The following is a 22,192-nucleotide window of genomic DNA, read 5'->3' as shown; positions in this document are numbered from 1 at the left end:
AGGGGTTCGGTCAGGCGACGGCGTCGTGCAGGCGGGCCGCCTGTTTGTCCTTCAGCGGGCCGATGACCGCCAGGGAGGGCTTGCGTCCCAGGATCTCGCTGGCGACCGCCCGGACGTCGTCCGGGGTGACCGACGCTATCCGCGACAGCATGTCGTCGACGGACATCTGCTCGCCCCAGCACAGCTCGCTCTTGCCGATACGGTTCATCAGCGCGCCGGTGTCCTCCAGGCCGAGGACCGTGGAGCCCTGGAGCTGGCCGATGGCACGTCCGATCTCGTCGTCGGACAGGCCGTGCTCGGCGACGTGGTCGAGTTCGTCGCGGCAGATCTTGAGCACGTCGTGCACCTGGGAGGGCCGGCAGCCGGCGTAGACGCCGAAGAGGCCGCAGTCGGCGAAGCCGGACGTGTACGAGTACACGCTGTAGGCCAGGCCGCGCTTCTCCCGTACCTCCTGGAAGAGGCGGGAGGACATGCCGCCGCCGAGGGCGGTGTTCAGCACGCCGAGGGCCCAGCGGCGCTCGTCGGTGCGGGACAGGCCCGGCATGCCGAGCACGACGTGGGCCTGCTCGGTCCTGCGGTCGACCAGGTCGACGCGGCCGGCCGTGCGCAGGGCCCGCTTGCCGCCGCGCGGGGCGACGGGTTCGGCGGCGAGGTCCTTGAAGGCACCGGCCTTCTCGAAGGCGGCGCGGACCTGCCGTACGACCTTGTTGTGGTCGATGTTGCCTGCGCAGGCGACGACCAGGTGGGTCGGGTCGTAGTGCTTCTTGTAGAAGCGGCGGATGCGGTCGGCGGTGAGGGCGTTGACCGTGTCGACCGTGCCGAGGACCGGGCGGCCGAGGGGGTTGTCGCCGAACATGGTGTGCGCGAACAGGTCGTGCACACAGTCGCCCGGGTCGTCCTCGGTCATGGCGATCTCTTCGAGGATGGCGCCGCGCTCGACGTTGACGTCCTCTTCGAGGATGAGCGAGCCGGTCAGCATGTCGCAGACGACGTCGATGGCGAGCGGCAGGTCGGTGTCGAGCACGCGTGCGTAGTAGCACGTGTACTCCTTCGCCGTGAACGCGTTCATCTCGCCGCCGACGGCGTCGAGGGCGGAGGAGATGTCCAGGGCGGACCTGCGGTTCGTGCCCTTGAAGAGCAGGTGCTCCAGGTAGTGGGTGGCGCCGTTCAGAGCCGGGGTCTCGTCGCGGGAGCCGACGTGCGCCCAGATGCCGAAGGTCGCGGAGCGGACCGAGGGCAGGGTCTCGGTGACGATGCGCAGGCCGCCCGGGAGGGTGGTCTTGCGGACCGTGCCGATGCCGTTCTCGCCCTTGATGAGGGTTTGGGTACGGGCGACGGCCCGCGCCTCCGAGGAGGTGCGGGCCGTCGCCTTGGAGCCACGGGACGTCACTGGTCGGCGTCGTCCTTCTTCTCGTCCGAGCCGTCCTCGCCGTCGATCACGGGGATCAGGGAGAGCTTGCCGCGGGAGTCGATCTCGGCGATCTCGACCTGGACCTTCGCGCCCACGCCGAGGACGTCCTCGACGTTCTCCACGCGCTTGCCGCCGGCCAGCTTGCGGATCTGCGAGATGTGCAGCAGACCGTCCTTGCCGGGCAGCAGGGAGACGAACGCGCCGAAGGTGGTCGTCTTCACGACCGTGCCCAGGTAGCGCTCGCCGACCTCGGGCATCGTCGGGTTGGCGATGCCGTTGATCGTGGCGCGGGCGGCCTCGGCGGCGGGGCCGTCGGCGGCACCGATGTAGATCGTGCCGTCGTCCTCGATCGTGATCTCGGCGCCCGTGTCCTCCTGGATCTGGTTGATCATCTTGCCCTTGGGGCCGATGACCTCGCCGATCTTGTCCACGGGGATCTTGACGGTGATGATCCGCGGGGCGTTCGGGGACATCTCGTCCGGGGTGTCGATCGCTTCCATCATCACGTCGAGGATGTGGAGGCGGGCGTCACGGGCCTGCTTGAGGGCCGCGCCCAGGACGGAGGCGGGGATGCCGTCCAGCTTGGTGTCGAGCTGGAGGGCGGTCACGAACTCCTTGGTGCCGGCGACCTTGAAGTCCATGTCGCCGAAGGCGTCCTCCGCACCGAGGATGTCGGTGAGGGTGACGTAGTGCGTCTCGCCCTCGATCTCCTGGGAGATCAGGCCCATGGCGATGCCGGCGACGGGGGCCTTGAGGGGCACACCGGCGTTCAGCAGCGACATGGTGGAGGCGCAGACCGAGCCCATGGACGTCGAGCCGTTCGAGCTCAGCGCCTCGGAGACCTGGCGGATCGCGTAGGGGAACTCCTCGCGGGTCGGCAGGACCGGGATCAGGGCGCGCTCGGCGAGGGCGCCGTGGCCGATCTCGCGGCGCTTCGGGGAGCCGACGCGGCCGGTCTCGCCGGTGGAGTACGGCGGGAAGTTGTAGTTGTGCATGTAGCGCTTGCGGGTCACCGGGGAGAGGGTGTCCAGCTGCTGCTCCATGCGGAGCATGTTCAGGGTGGTGACGCCCAGGATCTGGGTCTCGCCACGCTCGAACACGGCGGAACCGTGGACCCGCGGGATGGCCTCGACCTCGGCGGCGAGCGTACGGATGTCCGTCAGCCCGCGGCCGTCGATGCGCTTCTTCTCCTTGATCACGCGCTCGCGGACCAGCTGCTTGGTGAGCGAGCGGTACGCGGCGGAGATCTCCTTCTCGCGGCCCTCGAACTCCGGCAGGAGCTTCTCGGCGGCGAGCTGCTTGACGCGGTCCAGCTCGGACTCGCGCTCCTGCTTGCCGGCGATGGTGAGCGCCTGGGCGAGCTCGGGCTTGACGGCCGCGGTCAGCGCCTCCAGGACGTCGTCCTGGTAGTCGAGGAAGATCGGGAACTCGGCGGTCGGCTTGGCGGCCTTCGCGGCGAGGTCGGCCTGGGCCCGGCAGAGCACCTTGATGAAGGGCTTCGCGGCCTCCAGACCGGCGGCGACGACCTCCTCGGTCGGGGCCTCGGCGCCGCCCTTGACCAGCTGGATGGTCTTCTCGGTGGCCTCGGCCTCGACCATCATGATCGCGACGTCGCCGTCCTCCAGGGTGCGGCCCGCGACGACCATGTCGAAGACGGCGTCCTCGAGCTCGGTGTGCGTCGGGAAGGCCACCCACTGGCCGTTGATCAGCGCGACGCGGACGCCGCCGATCGGGCCGGAGAAGGGCAGGCCGGCCAGCTGCGTGGACGCGGAGGCGGCGTTGATCGCCACGACGTCGTACAGGTGGTCGGGGTTGAGCGCCATGATCGTGGCGACGACCTGGATCTCGTTGCGCAGGCCCTTCTTGAAGGACGGGCGCAGCGGGCGGTCGATCAGGCGGCAGGTGAGGATGGCGTCCTCGGAGGGACGGCCCTCACGGCGGAAGAAGCTGCCGGGGATCTTGCCGGCGGCGTACATCCGCTCCTCGACGTCCACCGTGAGGGGGAAGAAGTCGAGCTGGTCCTTGGGGTTCTTGGAAGCGGTGGTGGCCGACAGCACCATGGTGTCGTCGTCCAGGTACGCCACGGCGGAGCCGGCGGCCTGCTTGGCCAGGCGGCCCGTCTCGAAGCGGATGGTGCGGGTGCCGAAGGCGCCGTTGTCGATGACGGCCTCGGCGTAGTGGGTCTCGTTCTCCACTAGCGATCTCTCCGTTTACTTGTCGTCTTTCGTCCCTCGTCTGCCCGTGTGGCAGGGGGACATTCCGGAGATGCGCGCCGTGCTGTGCGGGCCGGTCTTCGATCGAAGCACCCGGGGCTTTCCCACCCCGGGGGCCACTACCGAGGACCGGCGGCGGCTTGGAGCGCCTCTCCTCTTCTTGTCGTGCTGCGTCGTCCGTGTTGCGTTGTGCTACCACACTACAAAGGGGTGGTGACACTCCGCACGTACAGATACCCGCGTACAGCAAAGGGAGCGGCCCCGATTCTGCCGGGAACCGCTCCCTTCACGGCGTCTTACTTGGCGCCCGCCGCACCGCGGCGGATGCCGAGGCGGTCGACCAGCGCACGGAAGCGCTGGATGTCCTTCTTCGCCAGGTACTGGAGAAGGCGGCGACGCTGACCCACGAGGATCAGCAGGCCACGGCGGGAGTGGTGGTCGTGCTTGTGGGTCTTGAGGTGCTCGGTCAGGTCGGAGATCCGACGGGACAGCAGAGCGACCTGGACCTCGGGGGAGCCGGTGTCGCCCTCCTTGGTACCGAACTCGGACATGATCTGCTTCTTCGTAGCGGCGTCGAGCGACACGCGTACTCCTCATTGGTCTGCGATGGCCACCGAGTGCCCCCGGTCTGCGTCTCGGGGGAGCTTCCATGACTCGGAAGGCGGGGATCCGCTGGGCGCGGCCTCCAGAACGACTGGTTCCGGGGGTGCGTACACAAACGGCCGTCGACCAGAGTACCAGGTGGTCGAGGGCCTTTTTGCCCTGCTCCCCGAAGCTCCCGGCCGCGGCGGAGGCGGCCACTAGGGTGGGCGGGCTCGGATCGTTCGTACGTCGGGAAGGGGTCGCTGCGGCATGGCGGAGACGGCTGAGGAGATCAAGGCGCGCAAGGAGCGGGAGCGGGACGAGCTCTACGCCCTCGACATCTCCGGTGTGGAGTGGCACTGCGCGCCCGGCACCGAGGAGCACGAGGAGCGGGTCGAGATCGCGTACCTGCCGGAGGGGGCCGTGGCGATGCGGTCCTCCCTCGATCCGGAGACGGTGCTGCGTTACACGGAGGCGGAGTGGCGGGCCTTCGTGCTGGGAGCGCGGGACGGGGAGTTCGACCTGGAGCCGCGGCAGCGCGACGGAGGGTCCCGGGCCGGGCAGTAGGCGCGCAGGCGCACGACGAGGGGTGAGCCGGTGGACGGCCGCCCCTCGTCGCGTTGTCCGGGGTGGTGACGGCGTCCTGGGCACGCGGGTGCAAGGGGCGGCGGTGAAGGCGGCGGAGGGACAGGGGAGTTCGGGTTCTTCACGTCTATCGCCCCTTTTGTTCATCAACGTGTGTGCTGCGTACGCCACTTCAGGGCACCTTCCGGGCAGGTTGTGACGCGGCGGACAGGTGCTCGGTGGTGGACGGGCCTGCCGTGGCGGGGCTTGTGGTGATTAGGCTGGGACGGGGCGCGGCGCCGGAAACCGTGGAGCGGGCGTCGGTGTCCCAGGGGGAACACGGGGGAGTTTGTGGATCGGACTGCCTCGGACGACCTCGATACGCCTCAAACGACTTCGCACGGCTACGCACGACGTCGGACGACAAGCAAGGGTCGCCCCAGCACGGCATGAGGGTGCTCGACCACACCAGGAGGAACACTGTGAGCAGCGATCGGGACGGGATCCGCGGGGGCTGGGCGACACCCGGCGATGACCAGCCCGACGCGGAGTCCGCGGCCGAGGTGACGGGTGAGTTCACCATCGATTACGCGCCGCCCGCCTGGTACACGCAGAACGCCTCGGGGAGTTCGGGGGCGGCTTCGAGTTCGGGTCCGGGGTCGGGTCCGGCTTCGGCTGCCGGACCGGGGACGGGGGCGGCGTCCGGGGGTGCGGGGGCCGATGCGCCGAAAGGGCCGGTGCCGCCGCTGCCGGGTCTGACTCCGCCGCCGCACGCGAATCCCTCCGGGGGGTACGCGTATCCGCCTGTCTCCTCCGGACCGTCGTCCTCCGGTGTCGGTCCGTCGGCAGGGCCGGCGTCCGTTCCGGCACCGGCGCCCGGGGCGCCGTTCACGCCTCCGGCGCCTGCGCCGGCTCCTGGTGCTCCGTTCACGCCGCCCGCGCCCGCGCCGGGGGCGCCCTTCACACCCCCCGCTCCTGCTCCGGGTAGGCCCTTCACGCCTCCCGCTCCCGCTCCGGGTGCGCCCTTCACGCCTCCCGTGCCTTCGACCGGGGGGCCGTCCGCCGTTCCCAGGCTGCCCACGGGGTTCGAGCCGCAGGGCGCCCGGTCCGAAGGTCAGGCGGAGGAGCCCGCGGCCGATCCGTCCTCTCCCTCGGCTGTGCCGAGCATCCCGGTGGGCGGGCACCAGGCGCAGTGGACGCCGCCGCCCGTGCCTTCCGCGACTCCTTCGCCTTCGGATGTCCCTCCGCCTTCGGAGCCGCCGGCCGCGTCGGCTGTGCCGGCCTCCGACGACTCCGAGTCCCAGTCCGAGTCCGAGTCCGAGTCCGCCAACGGTGACCTGGAGAGCGGTGCCACCATGCGCTTCTCCGCCGTCGCGCTGAAGCGGGAGATCGCGGAGCGGACCGCGGAGGCCGAGGCGCGTCCGGAGCCGGTCGGCGAGGGCCAGGACGTGGAGGACACGGCTCGGGCCGAGGACGCGGAGGAAACAGGGGAAGCGGCGGCTGCCGTGGACGCGCCCGAGGCGGGCGACACGGACGACCGCGTGGACAGTGCCGTTTCCGATGACGCCGAGGCCCATGACGCCGAGGCCGTCGACGCGGAGTCCCGCGAAGCCGAGCCTGCGGTGACTGTCCTGGCGGACGACACCCAGGACGAGGACGCCCCGGTGGCGGAGAGCGACGACTCGACGGCCGAGGAGGCCGAGCCCCAGGACGCCGCGCCGGAGGAGACTCCGTCGGTGGACGCCGCGCCGGTCGATGACGTATCCGCAGACGCCGTTCCCGTGGCAGACGCCGTTCCTGTCGCAGACGCCGTTCCCGTCGCAGACACCGCGCCCCTCGTAGACACCGCCCCCGAAGGTCCCGCCCCCGCGGACGGTGTTCCGATCGACGAGGTCCCGGCCGACGACGCCCCTGTCGCGGACGCACAGCCGGCGGAGCCCGAGCCTGCCGACGCCGTGCCCGCCGGAGCCCGGCTCGACGACGTCGAGCCGTCGGACGCCGTGCCCGCCGAGGAAGTTGCTCCCGAGGACGAGCACCACGACGAGGACAGCGCCCCGCAGGACGCCGTCGTGCCGGAGCCTTCCGACTCCCAGCCCGCGTGGACTCCCCCGGCTCCGCAGGGCGTGCCGCCGCTGCCGCCGTCGTACCAGCCGGCCGCTCCGGCGCCGGCGAGCCAGTGGCCGGTCCCGTCCCAGCAGCACCCGCAACAGCACCCGCAACAGCCCCAGCCCGCTGACGCGCAGCCCCAGCCGCAGCCGACCGCGGCCGAGGGACAGGCGCCGGTGCCGCCCCAGCCGCCCGTGCCGGCCCAGCAGCCGCCGTTCCAGCCGCAGGCGCCGCAGCCCGCGCCCGCCGCGTGGAACCAGCCGGGCGTGCCGACCCCACCCGACCAGTCGCCCGCCCAGCCCGCGCCCCAGCCAGGCGGCTACGGCTTCCCGCACCCGGGAGGCCCCGCCCCGGCCGCGCCGGACCCCCAGGGCGGTTACGGCTTCCCCCAGCCGCCCGCCCGGCAGCCCCAGGCACAGCCCCAGCCCTCCACCCCGGTCCCGGCCCCGGCCCCGGCCCCGAACGCGCAGAACCCGCAGCCCGGCTACGGCTTCCCGCACCCGGGCGTGCCCGCTCCCGCCGGCCCGCAGCCCCAGCCCGTGGCTGAGCCCCAGCCCGCGGCGCAGCCGCAGGCCGCCCAGCAGCCGAACACGCCGCCCGCTGCCGCTCCTGCCCCCGCTCCCCACCCGCAGGACGGCTACGGCTTCCCGCACCCCGGCGCTCCCGCCCCGGCCGCGCCGGACCCCCAGGGCGGCTACGGCTTCCCCCAGCCGCCCGCCCAGCAGCCCCAGGCACAGCCGCAGCCCCACCCCGGCGTGCCGCCGCGGGCCCCGCACCCGCATGCCGCCCAGCAGCCGCCGGAACAGCCAGGCGTGCCGGTTCAGCCCGGACACCCCGGACACCCCGGGCAGCCCCAGGCTCCCGTCGACCCCCGCACCGGCACCGCCTGGCCGCAGCCCATGCAGCACGACCAGCGGCAGCCGACCAACCCCGGGGCCGCGCCGCTCGGTTACACCGCCGCCGTGGAGCTGTCGTCCGACCGGCTGCTCAACAGCAAGAAGCAGAAGGCGAAGAGCAGCCGTCCGGCGGCCGGTGGCGGGCGGTTCAAGATCGGCGGCAAGAAGGAGGAGGCCGAGCGGCAGCGGAAGCTCGACCTGATCCGTACGCCGGTGCTGTCCTGCTACCGCATCGCGGTGATCAGCCTCAAGGGCGGCGTCGGCAAGACGACCACCACCACCGCGCTCGGCTCCACGCTCGCCACCGAGCGGCAGGACAAGATCCTCGCGATCGACGCCAACCCGGACGCGGGCACCCTCGGGCGCCGGGTCCGCCGGGAGACCGGGGCGACCATCCGCGACCTCGTCCAGGCGATCCCGTACCTCAACTCCTACATGGACATCCGGCGGTTCACCTCCCAGGCGCCGTCCGGGCTGGAGATCATCGCCAACGACGTCGACCCGGCCGTGTCCACGACGTTCAACGACGAGGACTACCGGCGCGCGATCGACGTGCTGGGCAAGCAGTACCCGATCATCCTGACCGACTCGGGTACCGGTCTGCTCTACAGCGCCATGCGCGGGGTCCTCGACCTCGCCGACCAGCTGATCATCATCTCGACCCCGTCCGTGGACGGGGCGAGCAGCGCCAGCACCACGCTGGACTGGCTGTCGGCGCACGGGTACGCCGACCTCGTCTCGCGCTCCCTCACCGTCATCTCCGGGGTGCGCGAGACCGGCAAGATGATCAAGGTCGAGGACATCGTGACGCACTTCGAGACGCGCTGCCGCGGTGTCATCGTCGTGCCGTTCGACGAGCACCTCGCCGCCGGCGCCGAGGTCGACCTCGACATGATGCGGCCCAAGGTGCGGGAGGCGTACTTCAATCTCGCGGCGCTGGTCGCCGAGGACTTCGTCCGGCACCAGCAGTCGCACGGGCTGTGGACCTCCGACGGCAACCCGCCGCCGGTCGCCGCCCCGCCGCTGCCGGGCCAGCACGTCCCGGGCCAGCACGTCCCGGGTCAGCCGGTACCGGGACAACCGCCGTACCCCGGACAGCAGCAGCCGGGCCCGTACCCGCAGCAGCCTCAGCACCCCCACCAGCCCCAGCAGCCGGGGCAGCCGTACGCCCAGCCCGGACAGCCTTATCCCCAGCCGGGGCAGCAGCCGTACCCGCAGGCCGCGGGCGGACCGCCCTACCCGCAGGCCGGTCAGCCGGGACAGCCGGTCCCCGGCCAGCCGCCGTACCCCCAGCAGCCCCAGCAGCCCGGGCAGCCGCCGGCCGTCCCTCCGCAGCCCGGCTACGGCTACCCTCAGCAGCCCCAGCCCGGGCAGCCCGGCCCGCAGGGGCAGACCCCGCCGCCCCCGCCCCCGACGCAGTAGTCACCTCACCCGATCGGCCCCTTTCGAGGGGCCGATCCCCGTTCCGGCCCGCGCCGTTCCGACTCGGCGCGGGCCGCCGCGCGTTCCGGGCCCTCCGAGGGGCGAAATCCGTTGCCAGGCCCTGGCCAGGGGCGCGTCAATGGTCTCCACCAATGGGCGCGAAAAGCTCGCCAATTCGTTATTTCCGCAGGCCACAAGGGGTGAATGCGCCGTTGACGGGTGGAGACGGCCGCTGATACACACTCAGCATCCCCTGACAGCTGATCAACCCGTCCTTACCGTCCGAGCGATGACGCGAGGTCCGACCATGGGCACGAACGATCAGACACGCAGCCTCCCGCGCGGCCTCCGGCTCCTCGCCGTGGCCGGGGCGGCCGCGCTCACCCTCACCGCCGGGCTCGCGTCCCCGCTCGACCCGGCGCCCCAGCAGGCCCGGGCGGCCGACGACGGCAAGAAGGTGCTGACCGTCGCGGTCGCCCAGAGCGTGGACTCGCTCAGCCCGTTCCTGGCGGTCCGGCTGCTCAGCACGAGCATCCACCGGCTCATGTACGAGTACCTGACGAACTACGACCCCCAGGACAACCACGCCGTGCCCGGCCTGGCCACCAGGTGGGAGTCGTCGCCGGACAAGCTGACCTGGACGTACACGATCCGCTCGAACTCGAAGTGGTCGGACGGCGAGCAGGCCACCGCCGAGGACGCGGCGTGGACGTTCAACAAGATGATGACGGACGACGGCGCGGCCACCGCGAACGGCAGTTACGTCGGGAACTTCGAGCGGGTGACGGCACCGAGCCCCACCAAGCTGGTCATCGAGCTGAAGAAGCCGCAGGCCACGATGACCGCGCTCGACGTGCCGATCGTGCCGAAGCACGTGTGGGAGAAGGTCTCGGACTTCTCCGAGTTCAACAACGACAAGAGCTTCCCGATCGTGGGGAACGGCCCGTTCGTGCTGACCGGGTACAAGGCCGACAGCTATGTGCGGCTCAAGGCCAACGCGACGTTCTGGCGTGGGGCGCCGAAGTTCGACGAGCTGGTCTTCCGCTACTACAAGGACCAGGACGCGGCCGTCTCGGCGCTGCGCAAGGGCGAGGTGTCCTTCGTCGCCGGGTCGCCGTCCCTGACGCCCGCCCAGGCGGAGTCCCTGGAGGGCGCGGAAAACATCCGGGTCAACGACGCCCCCGGCCGCCGCTTCTACGCCCTGGCCACCAACCCGGGCGCGAAGGCCAAGAACGGCAAGAAGTTCGGTGACGGCCACCCCTCCCTGCTCGACCAGCGGGTGCGCAACGCGCTGTTCATGGCCGTGGACCGCGAGGCCGTGATCGACAAGGTGTTCCGGGGACACGCCGTCGAGGGCGAGGGCTACCTCCCGCCGCGCTTCGAGGACTACTTCTGGAAGCCGTCCGCGAGCCAGAAGCTGGCCTACGACCCGGCGAAGGCGGCCCAGCTGCTCGACCGCGCGGGCTACCGGAAGAACGGTGACGGCAAACGCGTCGGCAAGGACGGCAAGCCGATCACCTACCGCGTCCTGTGCCACGCCACCGACCCCAACGACAAGGCGGTCGGCAAGTACCTCCAGGAGTGGTGGGGCGACCTCGGCATCGGCGTGCGGCTGGAGTGCCTGGACAACGTGACCGACCCGTGGCTGGCCGGAAAGTACGACCTGGCGTTCGACGGCTGGTCGGTCAACCCGGACCCGGACTTCGTGCTGTCGATCCACACCTGCGGCGCGCTCCCGGCGACGCCGGAGGACACGGGCGCGACCGACAACTTCATCTGCGACAAGACCTACGACGAGCTCTACGCCCGCCAGCTCGCCGAGTACGACCCCGCCAAACGGGCGGACATCGTCAAGCAGATGGAGTCGCGGCTGTACGACCTCGGGTACATGAACGTCATGGCGTACCCGAACGCGGTCGAGGCCTACCGGACGGACCAGATCAAGTCGATCACGACCATGCCGGCGAAGGCGGGGAACATCTACGGCCAGGACGGCTACTGGAGCTGGTGGTCGGCGGTCCCGGCGGACTCCGGTGACTCGTCCGGCGGCTCGTCCACGGCCGTCGTGGCCGTCATCGCCACGAGCGCCGTCCTGCTGATCGGCCTGGGCACGGTGGTGGCGGTGCGCCGCCGGGCCAGTGCCGACGACCGGGAGTGAGCGAGCCCTCATGACCGCCGACGCGAGCCCCGCGCTGGTCGAGGACAGGCAGACGGCGGCCGGGCCGCGGGTCCGCGGGCGTTCCGCGTACCCGCGGTACCTGGCCGGCAAGGTGGCCGGTGCGGCCGTGTCGCTGCTGGCCGTCCTCGTCACCAGCTTCTTCCTGTTCCGGCTGATCCCCGGCGACCCGGTGAAGACCATGACCGGCGGCCGCCAGGTATCGGCCGAGCAGCTGGCCGCCTACCGCGAGGAGTTCGGTCTCGACCTGCCGCTGTGGCGGCAGTTCACCGACTACTGCGCCAAGGCCCTCACGGGCGACTTCGGGACGTCGTACCAGTTCCGCACCCCCGTGGTCGACAGGATCACCGAGGCGCTGCCCAACACCCTGCTGCTCACCGGCACGGCCTTCCTCCTCTACACCGCGCTCGGCATCTTCCTGGGCACGCGCTCGGCGTGGCGGCGCGGCGGGCTCGGCGACCGGGTCAACACGGGCCTGGCGCTGACGCTGTACTCCATCCCGTCCTTCTGGCTCGGGCTGCTGCTGATCATCGTGCTGTCGGTGGGGGTCGGCCCGCTGCCGGGCCTGTTCCCGACCGGCGGCATGGAGTCGGGCGGCGAGGAGGGCTTCGCGTACGTCCTCGACGTGGCGCACCATCTGGTGCTGCCGGTGGTGACGCTGGTGGCGGTGGAGTACGGGCAGACGCTGCTCGTGACGCGGTCGGCGCTGCTGGACGAGATGGGCAGCGACTATCTGACGACCGCGCGGGCCAAGGGTCTGCGCGACGACCTCGTACGCCGCCGGCACGCCGTGCCCAACGCGCTGCTGCCGACCGTGACGCTGATCTTCATCAACCTCGGCCGGACGGTGGCGGGCGTGATCCTGGTGGAGACGGTGTTCTCCTGGCCGGGCCTGGGCGGGCTGTTCTACCAGGCGCTGAGCGTGCCCGACCTGCCGCTGGTGCAGGGCCTGTTCTTCGTGTTCGCCGCCGCGGTGATCCTGATGAACACCCTCGCCGACCTGGTGTATCCGCTGCTTGACCCCCGGGTGGCCCGATGACGACGTCGACCGGCACGGCCCCGAGTCCGCGCGCCCTGGCCCGGCAGCGCCGCCGGGCCTCCGTCGCGCGCTTCTGGCGGCAGTACCGCGCGGAACGGGCGGGGCTGTACGGCCTGGCCGTCCTCGCGCTGTGCGGGCTGCTGGCGCTGTTCGCGCCCTTGTTCGTCGGCTCCGACGTGAGCAGCGTGACCGACGCGCCGGGGCAGCCGATGCAGAGCCCGAGCGCCGCGTTCCCGCTCGGCACCGACCAGTTCGGGCGGGACCTGCTGGGCCTGGTGATCTGGGGCTCGCGGGTGTCGCTGCTGGTGGGGCTGCTCGCGGCCGTGCTGTCGGTTTCGATCGGCACCCTGATCGGGGTCACGGCCGGGCACTTCAAGGGCTGGTACGCGACGGTGATGATGCGGGTGACCGACTGGTTCCTGGTGATGCCGACACTGGTGCTGGCGATCGCCCTGGCGACCGTGATGTCCCGCTCGCTGACCACGATCGTCATCGCGATCGGCGTCACCACCTGGCCGACCACGGCCCGCCTGGTGCGCGCGCAGACCCTCGCGGTGGAGACCCGGCCGTACATCGAGCGGGCGACGGCGCTCGGCGGCGGCCACTGGCACATCATGTCCCGGCACGTCGTGCCCAACGTGATGCCGCTGGTGCTCGCCCAGACCACGCTGATCATCTCCTCGGCCATCCTCGCCGAGGCGACGCTGGCCTTCCTCGGTCTCGGCGACCCGACGGTCGTGTCGTGGGGCGGGCTGCTCCAGGACGCCCGTGAGGCGGGCGCGGTCAGCGCCGGGGACTGGTGGTACCTGGTGCCGCCGGGCATCGCCATCGCCGTGGTGGCGCTGGCGTTCACACTGTGCGGACGGGCCGTGGAGTCCGTCCTCAACCCCAGGCTGGGGGTGTCGCGTTGAGTCTGCTCGACGTCAGGAACCTGACGGTGACGTACCCGGGCGGTGCGGCCGCCGTGCGCGGGGTGGACCTGCGCCTGGACGCGGGGCGGAAGCTGGGCCTGGCCGGTGAGTCCGGCTGCGGCAAGTCGACGCTGGCGCTGGCCCTGCTGCGGCTGCTGCCGGCCGGGACGCGCATCACGGGGGAGGTCCTGCTCGACGGCGAGGACGTGCTGACCATGAAGTGGGGCCGGGTGCGGGCGGTCCGCTGGGCCGGCGCCTCGATCGTCTTCCAGGGCGCGATGCACTCGCTGAACGCCGTGCACCGCATCGGCGTCCAGATCGCCGAGCCCGTCCTGCTGCACGGGAAGGCCACGCCGGCCGCGGCGAGGAAGCGGACCGGCGAGCTGCTGGAGCAGGTCGGCCTCCCCGCGGCCCGCGCCGACGCCTACCCGCACGAGCTGTCCGGCGGCCAGCGCCAGCGCGTCATGATCGCCATGGCCCTGGCCTGCGATCCGCGCCTGGTCATCGCCGACGAGCCGACCACCGCGCTCGACGTGATGATCCAGGCCCAGATCCTGCGGCTCATCGAGCAGCTGGTCGCGGAGAAGGACCTGGGTCTGGTGATGATCAGCCACGACCTGGCGGTGCTGGCCGACACCTGCGACCGGCTGGCGGTGATGTACGCGGGCCGGGTCGTCGAGGAGGGCCCGGCGGCCCAGGTGTACGAGGACGCCCGGCACCCGTACGCCCGGGCCCTGTCGGCGGCGTTCCCGCGCATCGGCGATGCGGCGTCCCGGTTCGCTCCGCAGGGGCTCGCGGGCGACCCGCCCGACCCGGCCGCGCTGCCGTCCGGGTGCACGTTCCACCCGCGCTGCCCGGTGGCGCTTCAGGGGTGCGCCGAGCAGGACCCGGCGCTGCGGCAGGCCGGTCCCGGGCGCCGCGCCGCGTGCGTCCTGGTCGGACCGCCGCCGGACGCCTCCCCCGCGGAGCGCCGGGACGCGGAGCAGTGGGAGCCGGATCGGGCCCCCGGGTCCGGTGAGGCGCGGCAGGCCGGGGAACCGGACACCCTGGAGGAAGCGAGGCCCAGCACGCCATGACCCTCTCCCCCACGGCCCCCGAGGTCGCCACGGCGCCCCTGCTGAGCGCCCAGGGCCTGCACGTCACCTTCCCCGGCCGGCACGGCGGTCCCCGGGCCCGCGCGGTGGACGGCGTCGACCTCGACATCCGGCCCGGCGAGATCGTCGCCCTCGTCGGTGAGTCCGGCTGCGGCAAGACGACCCTGGCCCGCAGCCTGCTGGGCCTGGTCGAGCCGACGGCGGGCCGGGTCCTCTTCGACGGCCGGCCCCTGGAGTACTCCGGCCGCTCCCTGAAGGCCTACCGCAAGCGCGTCCAGCTGGTCCTCCAGGACCCGAGCGGCTCCCTCAACCCCCGGCACACCGTGTACGACGCGGTCGCCGAGGGCCTGCGCATCCACGGCTTCGGGGGCGACGAGCGCACAGCGGTCGCCGACGCCCTGGCACGGGCCGGCCTGCGCCCTGCGGAACGTTTCTTCCTGCGCTATCCGCACGAACTGTCCGGCGGGCAGCGCCAGCGGGTCGTCATCGCGGGCGCGCTCGTCCTGGAACCCGAACTTCTCGTCGCCGACGAGCCGGTGGCCTCCCTCGACGCCTCGGTGCGCGGCGAGATTCTCGCCCTGCTGCTCCGGCTGCGCACGGAACTGGGCCTGTCCGCCCTGGTCGTGACGCACGATCTGGGGCTTGCCTGGAACATCGCCGACCGGGTGGCCGTGATGTACCTGGGCCGGATCGTGGAGACGGGGGCGGTGGAGCAGGTCCTGACGGCGCCCCGGCATCCCTACACCCAGGCCCTGCTGTCGGTCCTCCCGGAGGCCCCGGGCGATCCGGTCGTCCTCGGCGGCGAACCCCCGGACCCGTCCCGTGTCCCGCCCGGCTGCCGCTTCCACGCCCGCTGCCAGATCCTGGCGAGCGGCGAGGCGGAGCGGGCGGGCGTGGCGGACGCGTGCAGGGGCCAGGACCTGGCGGTGCTGAGCGGAGGCGGGGAGTCGCAGGCGGCCTGCCACTGGGCGACGTCCCTCAGGGGCGCGGGGAGCTGCGCGACAGGCCCCCACGCACCCGCAGACGGCTCACAAGCGGACTAGGCAGCCTGCTCAGCCGCCACCAGCTCCTTGCACTTCTGCACGTCCCGCCCCATCTGCTCCAGCAGCGCGTCCAGCGTCTCGAACTTCGCCTGCCCCCGCACGAACGCCAAGAAGTCGACCGCGACATGCAACCCGTACAGATCCAGCCCGACCCGGTCGATGGCGTACGCCTCCACCGTCCGCTCGGTCCCCTCGAACTGCGGGTTCGTGCCGACGGAGATCGCGGCGGGCATCGCTTCGCCCTGCGCGTGCAGCCAGCCGGCGTACACGCCGTCGGCCGGGACGGCCGTGTGCGGCAACGTCTCCACGTTGGCGGTGGGGAAGCCCAGTTCGCGTCCGCGCTGGGCGCCCCGGACGACGACGCCCTCCACCCGGTGCGGCCGGCCGAGGATCTCCGCCGCGCCCCGGACGTCGCCCTCGGCGACCAGACGCCGCGTCAGCGTGGAGGAGAACGGCTCGCCGCCGCCCGCCTCACCGGTGACGTACAGGTCGACGACCTCGACTTCGAAGTCGTAGGTCTTGCCCTGCGCGGCGAGGAACTCCACGTTGCCGGCGGCCTTGTGGCCGAAGCGGAAGTTGGGGCCCTCGACGACCGCCCTGGCGTGCAGCTTGTCGACGAGCACCTTGACGACGAAGTCGGCCGGGGACAGCTTCGAGAACTCGGTCGTGAAGGGGAGGATGAGCACCGCGTCCACGCCGAGGCCGGCCATGAGTTCGGCGCGGCGGTGGTGCGGGGCGAGCAGCGGCGGGTGGCTGCCGGGGCGCACCACCTCGCTGGGGTGCGGGTCGAAGGTCACGACGACGGCGGGCACGCCCAGCTCCCGGGCGCGGTCCACGGCATGCCGGATGATCAGCTGGTGTCCGCGGTGGACTCCGTCGTAGGAGCCGATGGTGACGACGCTGCGCCCCCAGTCCTGGGGGATGTCCTCCAAGCCACGCCAGCGCTGCACTGTGCCTGCTCCTTGTCGAAAGCTTCGTCGAACCCGTGTCCGGTCGGTTGTCCGTGGTGACGCGTACGCAGGTCTAAGGGTGCCATGCCGGGTCGCCGCCGCCCGCATCGGCATGGGGCCTGTGACCGGGCGCACGGCACCCCGCGCCGTCAGGCCGGGACGCGGACGCCCGCCAGGTTCTCGATCGTGCGGTGGGAGCTCGGCCCGACCAGGGCCGCCCACTCCTTCGGCGCGTCGGCCAGCCAGCCGGCGACGCGGGCGGCGAAGCCGGGCACGTGCCGGCCGAGGTCGACCAGGGCGCGGTCGAAGCGGCCCGCGCCCTCGGGGGTGCGGCCGAGGAGCAGCCCGATGCGGTGGACGAGGTCGCGCAGGTCGTCACCGCCGTTGCGGGCGGCGGCCTGCAGCAGCGCGTCCAGGACGTCGGTGTCGTGCTCGCGGGCCAGGAGCGCCTCGCGCAGCTCCCGGCGCAGTGGCCGGGAGGCGGGGATGCCCGGTGGCGTGAGGACACCGGCGAGGGCGCAGCGCAGCCGCACGGGTCCTCCTTCCAGCAGCCCGGTGACCAGCGGCAGGAGCACGGCCCGGGCGGCGGGGCCGCGGTCGAGCCGCTGGTCCACGTACGCGGCGATCTGCCCGGCGAGTTCCGGCCGCCGCTGCGCCGCCTGCCGGACCAGCGCGGCGACGGGACGGGCCAGGCCGGGCGGGGTGGCGTCGGCCAGGGCCCGCAGCGCCTCGTCCGCGCCAGGCCGCTCCAGCCGGGCCGCGAAGGCGCCGAGCACCGACTCCGGGTGGGTGGGCAGGGCCCGGGCGAGCGCGTCCGGCGGCAGGTGCGGGTCGCCCGCGGCGAAGTGCTCCAGAGCGCGGGGCAGGTACCGGACCCGGGTGTGCGGGTCGTGGACGAGGAGGGCGAGCGCACTGCCGTGCAGGGCACGGTCGGCGGGGCGGGCCAGCAAGGTGAGGGCGGCGTAGCGCAGCAGGGCGCGGTCGCCCCCGGTGTGCGCGTGGGGGGCGACGCGCAGGCCGTGGGCCATCGCCGCGGCCCGGCGGGCCGGCCGTTCGTCACGCGCCCAGCGGTCGGCGGCCCGGCACAGTGCCGACGGCTCCTCCTCGGCCAGGACGGCGAGCAGTTCGTCGGCCCGCCGGTGCGCGCGGTCGACGAGGACGTCCGTCAGCTCGTCCAGGGCGTGGTGGCGGTGGGTGTGCAGCAGCGCCTGCGCGGCCAGCGCCACGGTCGCGTGCGGGGTGGCGGGCAGCGGCCGCTCGTCGTCGAACCAGCGGACGAGCTGCGGCTGTACGGCGACGGGGTCGGCGGCCAGCAGCCCCGCGACGGCGTCGAGGAAGCGGGGGCCGGCCTCGCACGGCGGTCCGTCGGCGTGCACCAGCCGTCTGAGCAGCGACCACCGCGCGTCCCGGGTCAGCCGCAGGCCGGTCCAGAAGTCCGGCCCGAGCACGTCCGGCACGGGCCGTTCCTGCCGCCGCCAGGCCACGACCCGGTCGGCGAGCAGCCGCAGCACGTCGGTGTACGCCGTCGCGTCCGGCACGGCCGTCAGGGTGCCGGCGAGCAACCGGACGGCCCACCAGGAGTCCGGGTCGGTGTCCAGGGCGTGCACCAGGTCGGCCAGGCGGGAGGCCAGCGGTCCGGTGCCCTGCTGCCGGCCGAGGCAGAGCAGGGCCTGGACGACGGGTCCGATGCGGTGGTGCGGGACGGGGTCCGCCTGCTCGTCCCGGTCGCGGTGGACGAGGGCGTGCAGGGCCTCGTCGAGGTCGAGGTGCAGGCCGTGGAGCCAGTCGGCGAGCTCCTCGTGGGCGAAGCGGTAGCCCGCTCCGGAGGGCACCAGCAGCCCCTCGGCGAGCACGGCCGACGCCCAGCCCGTGCCGCCGCCGAGCCGCTCCGGGGCGGTCCCCCAGGGGAACACGGCGTCGAACGCCTGCCGGTCCAGGTCCCCGAGCCCCGGGCCGAGACTGCGCCGGGCGGCCTCGTGCACCTGCCCGGCGACCTTGGCGGCCAGCCGCCGTACGGCCCTGCCGCCCAGGCCGCTGCCGACGGCCAGCCGCGCGGCGATCCGCAGAGCCGCCAGGTCCAGGTAGGCGGAGAAGACGTCGTCGCGGTCGAGGGCGGTGGGCCGCTGCGGGGCGTCGGCGAGCTCGGCCCGGATCTCGGCGAGCAGCCGGAGGGTGAGGGGGTGCCGGGCGTCGCCGGCCGACAGGACGTCCTCCGGGATCCCCAGGCGCTCGCGGGCCTGACGGGCCTCGGTCGCGGTGAGGTCGCCCACCGGCACGCGGACGGGCCGGTGCAGTGCGTCCGACGCCTCCTCCTCGTACTCCGTCCGGCAGGCCACCACCAGCCGTGCTCCCGTCTCCCGCAGCCACCGCAGCGTCCCGTCCGCCCAGTCGGCGAACCGGGCGGCCAGGGCCCGTGGCATCTCCTCGGGGCCGTCGAGCACCAGCAGCAAGGGGCGTCCGAGGGCGGTCGCGCGACGGGCGAGGCGTTCCGGTGAGAAGTCGCCGAGGCCGGCCGGGAGCGGGGCCCGTGCGGCGGCCACGGCGGGGGCGGCGCGGGTCAGCGCCCGGCGGGCCGCGTCCGCCACCGACGTGTCGTCGTCCCGCAGGTCGCAGCCGCGCAGCCAGAGTGTGGGCCGCCCGTCGCCCGCCCGCCGGGCCGCGAGCGCCGCCAGCTCCGTCGTGCGGCCGCTGCCGGGCGCGCCGACCAGGGCGAGGACGGGATCGGGGCCTGCGGTGAAGGCGTCGAACTGGGCTGCCACGGCGGCCCGTTCGACCGGCGGGGCGAGGCCAGGAGGCTCGGGCGGGCCGTCCAGGCTTCGCGCGACGCCGGTCAGCTCCAGCACTCCGGCCAGGTTGAGGTCGTCGCCGTACGCGGGGACGGTCGCCGCGTTCTCGGCGAGCAGGTCGGCGAGCGGGCCCGCCGCTCCGGGCACCCCCGGGTGCAGGGGCACGGCGAACCCGACGTCGCGGTGGCCGGAGCGGAGCGCGGTGCCGAGGACGGCGACGACGGCGCCGGTCGCGGCGTCCACCACCGGACCGCCGGCCGCTCCCCCGCCCAGCCGCAGCGCGTCCCGCCCCGCCGTGCCGACCGCCAGCTCCAGGGCGGCGTCGATGCGGTGGAATCGGTCCGTGGCCGCGTACGTGACACCGGCCGAGCCCAGGACCCGCGCCTCGCGCCAGCCGCCGGCGGCGATCCGCACATAGGTGCCGGTGCCGGCCCCGTCCCGGGCGGTGACGGGCAGCGGCGGCACACCGAGCCCCTCCGTCCGCACCAGGGCCAGATCCAGGGCGGGCAGCGGCGTGATCGCGTCGGCGGTCACGACCCGGCGGCGGTCCCCCGCCCCGTGCAGCACGAGCCGGGGCAGGCCGTCGACGGCCTCGTGGCTGGTGACGAGCGTGCCGCGGTGGTCGGCGAGGAAGCCGGTGCCCCGCGGGCGGCCCGCCAGGTCGTGGATGCGCACGAGCGCCCCGTCCGGGGCCGCGCCCCGTGCGTGCTCCACTGGTCCGGGGCGGTCCGGTGAGTCCGGTGCGCTGTCGTCCGTCTCCCGGGACCGGTTCCGCGACGTCATCGTCGTGCCTCCCCGCCGTACACCCGTGCCCTCGTGTTCGACGTTAGGCGGGAGATGATCAGCGGGACAGATCGCTTCGCGAAAGCGCCCCCTTCCGCTCCCCCCGTTCACTCCGAGCGCCCGCACGGACGGGTGAACGGACGGGGGCGGCTGGATACACCCTAGGGGTGGGGGAACCGAGGGGGGACCGTGGAGCGGCGGCAGTGGAGGTACCCCGTGACCGCCGCTCCACGGGCGGACCGCCCGCGGCGGGCCGTCAGCCGAAGACGGCCAGGCTCTTCGCCTTGCCCTTCTGCTCCTCGACGAGGGCCAGGAAGCGGCCCTCCGGGTCGAAGACGGCGACCGGGCCGGAGCCCGCGTACTGGTCGGGCATCTCCAGGCGCACGCCGTTGGTGAGCAGCTTGGCCCGGCGGGCGTCGACGTCCCAGCGGGGGAACGCGGCCGCGGCCGCCTCCGCGACGGGCATCACGGTCAGCTCCTGCTGGAGCTGGTCCAGCGTGCGGGCCGCGTCCAGCTTGTAGGGACCGACGCGGGTGCGGCGCAGGGCCGTGAGGTGGCCGCCGACGCCGAGGCCGGCGCCCAGGTCGCGGGCCAGGGCCCGGATGTAGGTGCCCGAGGAGCAGACGACCGACACGACCAGGTCGAGCACGGGCGTGCCGTCCTCGGCGACGGCGTCCCGGACGTCGTACACGCCGAAGGAGGAGACCGTCACGGGCCGGGCCGGGATCTCGAACTCCTCGCCCTCCCTGGCCCGCTTGTAGGAACGCACGCCGTTGATCTTGATGGCGCTGACCTTGGACGGCACCTGCATGATGGCGCCGGTCAGCTCGGCGATGCCGGCGTCGATGGCGTCCCGGGTGACCCCGGAGGCGTCGGTGGAGGAGGTGATGTCCCCCTCGGCGTCGTCCGTGAGGGTGTTCTGCCCGAGCCGGATGGTGCCCAGGTACTCCTTCTCGGTCAGTGCGAGGTGGCCGAGGAGCTTGGTGGCCTTCTCGACGCCGAGGACGAGGACGCCCGTGGCCATCGGGTCGAGGGTGCCGGCGTGCCCGACGCGCCGCGTCCTGGCGATGCCGCGCATCTTGGCGACGACGTCGTGCGAAGTGAAGCCCGACGGCTTGTCGACGATGACGAGGCCGTCGGGCGTGGTGTGCTTCTGGGTCATTCGGCGGTGTCGTCCGTCTCGTCGTCCTCGTCCGGCTTGCGGTACGGGTCGGCGTCACCGGCGTACTTCGCTCCGGCGGAGGCCTCGCGCACCTTCTCGTCGGACTGGCGCGCCTTGTCGAGGAGGTCCTCGATGTTCCGGGCGGTGTCCGGGAGGGCGTCCATGACGAAGGTCAGGGTCGGCGTGAACTTCACACCGGCGGCCCGGCCCACCTCGGAGCGCAGGACGCCCTTGGCGCTCTCCAGGCCGGCGGCGGCCGCCGCGCGCTCCTCGTCGTCCCCGTACACGGTGTAGAAGACGGTCGCCTCCCTGAGGTCACCCGTGACCCGGGTGTCCGTGATGGTGACGTGCGAGCCGAGCCGCGGGTCCTTGATCCCGCGCTGCAGCTTCTGGGCCACCACCTCTCGGATGAGGTCCGCCAGCCTCTTAGCCCGCGCGTTGTCGGCCACTGGTCCGTCTCCCGTTCTTTCCTGTCCGGTTCGTTCTCGGTTCGTCAGTCGTCTTCGCCGTGGAAGCGCCGCCTGACGGACAGCAGCTCCACCTCGGGGCGGGCGGCGACCAGCCGTTCGCACCGGTCGAGTACCTCGCTCAGGTGCCCCGCGTCGCCGGACACCGACGCCAGGCCGATGACCGCCCTGCGATGGAGGTCCATGTGATCCACCTCGGCCGCGCTCACCGCGTACTTGCGCTGGAGCTCGGCGACGATGGGGCGGACGACGGAGCGCTTCTCCTTCAGCGACCGTACGTCGCCGAGAAGCAGGTCGAAGGACAGAGTCCCCACGTACATGTGTGTCCGGATGACCCGCCGGTACGGGATCGATGGCCCTGCGCTGTCGGAACGGCAGGAACACCAGGAACGTTACCGCGAACGGGCCGGGGGCTCGATCGGGTTTACCGGTGCGCACCGGCGCACCAACGGCCGGGGGGGGGGGGGGGGGGGGGGGGGGGGGGGGCGGCGGGGGGGGGGGGGGGGGGGGGGGGGCGGGCGGCGTCGGGGAAGCCGGGGGCGCCGGGCGCGGGGGCGCGGGCGACCGGGTGGGCCGTGGGGCCGGCG

Annotated in this window: 15 protein-coding genes and 1 pseudogene; 8 read left to right on the top strand and 8 right to left on the bottom strand. The window is 73.2% G+C overall.

Going from position 1 to position 22,192, the window contains the following annotated elements:
• Positions 1–10: 10 nt before the first annotated feature.
• The 3 genes from ACPXCS_RS38985 to rpsO form a co-directional block, all read right to left on the bottom strand.
• Positions 11–1,390, bottom strand: a complete 1,380-nt coding sequence (locus ACPXCS_RS38985; protein WP_425947900.1) for a M16 family metallopeptidase — start codon at positions 1,388–1,390, stop codon at positions 11–13.
• The gene (locus ACPXCS_RS38980; RefSeq protein ID WP_425947898.1) at positions 1,387–3,606 is read right to left on the bottom strand and encodes a polyribonucleotide nucleotidyltransferase; all 2,220 of its coding nucleotides are present in this window, start codon (positions 3,604–3,606) and stop codon (positions 1,387–1,389) included. Before ACPXCS_RS38980 ends, ACPXCS_RS38985 begins: the two co-directional genes overlap by 4 nt.
• A gap of 314 nt (positions 3,607–3,920) precedes the next feature.
• Positions 3,921–4,208 carry a 30S ribosomal protein S15 gene (gene rpsO / locus ACPXCS_RS38975; protein ID WP_010042739.1) on the bottom strand — a complete coding sequence of 96 codons (288 nt, stop codon included), beginning with the start codon at positions 4,206–4,208 and terminating at the stop codon, positions 3,921–3,923.
• A 268-nt stretch (positions 4,209–4,476) separates the two neighbouring features.
• Here rpsO and ACPXCS_RS38970 point away from each other — a divergent pair, with 268 nt between their 5' ends.
• From ACPXCS_RS38970 to ACPXCS_RS38935, 8 genes and pseudogenes are all read left to right on the top strand, one after another.
• A complete protein-coding gene (locus tag ACPXCS_RS38970; protein ID WP_094057915.1) occupies positions 4,477–4,773 on the top strand; it encodes a DUF397 domain-containing protein in 297 nt (98 codons plus the stop codon).
• A 446-nt stretch (positions 4,774–5,219) separates the two neighbouring features.
• Positions 5,220–5,333: pseudogene (locus ACPXCS_RS38965) on the top strand (hypothetical protein); the annotation flags it as partial.
• A gap of 711 nt (positions 5,334–6,044) precedes the next feature.
• Complete coding sequence (locus ACPXCS_RS38960) at positions 6,045–9,194, top strand: AAA family ATPase (RefSeq protein WP_425947931.1); 3,150 nt, start codon at positions 6,045–6,047, stop codon at positions 9,192–9,194.
• A 307-nt stretch (positions 9,195–9,501) separates the two neighbouring features.
• Positions 9,502–11,352 carry an ABC transporter substrate-binding protein gene (locus tag ACPXCS_RS38955; protein WP_425947929.1) on the top strand — a complete coding sequence of 617 codons (1,851 nt, stop codon included), beginning with the start codon at positions 9,502–9,504 and terminating at the stop codon, positions 11,350–11,352.
• A 10-nt stretch (positions 11,353–11,362) separates the two neighbouring features.
• On the top strand, positions 11,363–12,409 hold the full coding sequence (locus tag ACPXCS_RS38950) for an ABC transporter permease (protein ID WP_425947896.1): 1,047 nt from the start codon (positions 11,363–11,365) through the stop codon (positions 12,407–12,409).
• A complete protein-coding gene (locus tag ACPXCS_RS38945) occupies positions 12,406–13,320 on the top strand; it encodes an ABC transporter permease (protein WP_425947894.1) in 915 nt (304 codons plus the stop codon). Before ACPXCS_RS38950 ends, ACPXCS_RS38945 begins: the two co-directional genes overlap by 4 nt.
• Positions 13,317–14,396: an ABC transporter ATP-binding protein gene (locus tag ACPXCS_RS38940; protein WP_425947892.1), complete on the top strand. Its 1,080-nt coding sequence runs from the start codon at positions 13,317–13,319 to the stop codon at positions 14,394–14,396. Before ACPXCS_RS38945 ends, ACPXCS_RS38940 begins: the two co-directional genes overlap by 4 nt.
• Positions 14,393–15,457: an ABC transporter ATP-binding protein gene (locus tag ACPXCS_RS38935; protein WP_425947890.1), complete on the top strand. Its 1,065-nt coding sequence runs from the start codon at positions 14,393–14,395 to the stop codon at positions 15,455–15,457. Before ACPXCS_RS38940 ends, ACPXCS_RS38935 begins: the two co-directional genes overlap by 4 nt.
• On the opposite strand, the gene ACPXCS_RS38930 is transcribed toward ACPXCS_RS38935, so the two are convergent.
• From ACPXCS_RS38930 to ACPXCS_RS38910, 5 genes are all read right to left on the bottom strand, one after another.
• The gene (locus tag ACPXCS_RS38930) at positions 15,454–16,407 is read right to left on the bottom strand and encodes a bifunctional riboflavin kinase/FAD synthetase (protein WP_425947889.1); all 954 of its coding nucleotides are present in this window, start codon (positions 16,405–16,407) and stop codon (positions 15,454–15,456) included. The genes ACPXCS_RS38935 and ACPXCS_RS38930 overlap by 4 nt on opposite strands.
• Before the next feature lie 149 nt (positions 16,408–16,556).
• Positions 16,557–19,976, bottom strand: a complete 3,420-nt coding sequence (locus tag ACPXCS_RS38925) for a trypsin-like peptidase domain-containing protein (RefSeq protein ID WP_425947887.1) — start codon at positions 19,974–19,976, stop codon at positions 16,557–16,559.
• Positions 19,977–20,232: 256 nt separating this feature from the next.
• The gene (gene truB / locus ACPXCS_RS38920; RefSeq protein WP_425947885.1) at positions 20,233–21,138 is read right to left on the bottom strand and encodes a tRNA pseudouridine(55) synthase TruB; all 906 of its coding nucleotides are present in this window, start codon (positions 21,136–21,138) and stop codon (positions 20,233–20,235) included.
• The gene (rbfA, locus tag ACPXCS_RS38915) at positions 21,135–21,587 is read right to left on the bottom strand and encodes a 30S ribosome-binding factor RbfA (protein WP_333936704.1); all 453 of its coding nucleotides are present in this window, start codon (positions 21,585–21,587) and stop codon (positions 21,135–21,137) included. Before rbfA ends, truB begins: the two co-directional genes overlap by 4 nt.
• Positions 21,588–21,631: 44 nt before the next feature.
• Positions 21,632–21,925 (bottom strand): DUF503 domain-containing protein, encoded by a 294-nt coding sequence (locus ACPXCS_RS38910; protein WP_425947883.1) that lies wholly within the window; start codon positions 21,923–21,925, stop codon positions 21,632–21,634.
• Positions 21,926–22,192 lie beyond the last annotated feature (267 nt).

Source organism: Streptomyces sp. DT190 (assembly GCF_049846985.1).
Taxonomy (GTDB): domain Bacteria; phylum Actinomycetota; class Actinomycetes; order Streptomycetales; family Streptomycetaceae; genus Streptomyces.
The sequence above is the reverse complement of the archived record's forward strand: the minus strand, read 5'-3'. Positions and strand labels throughout refer to the sequence as shown.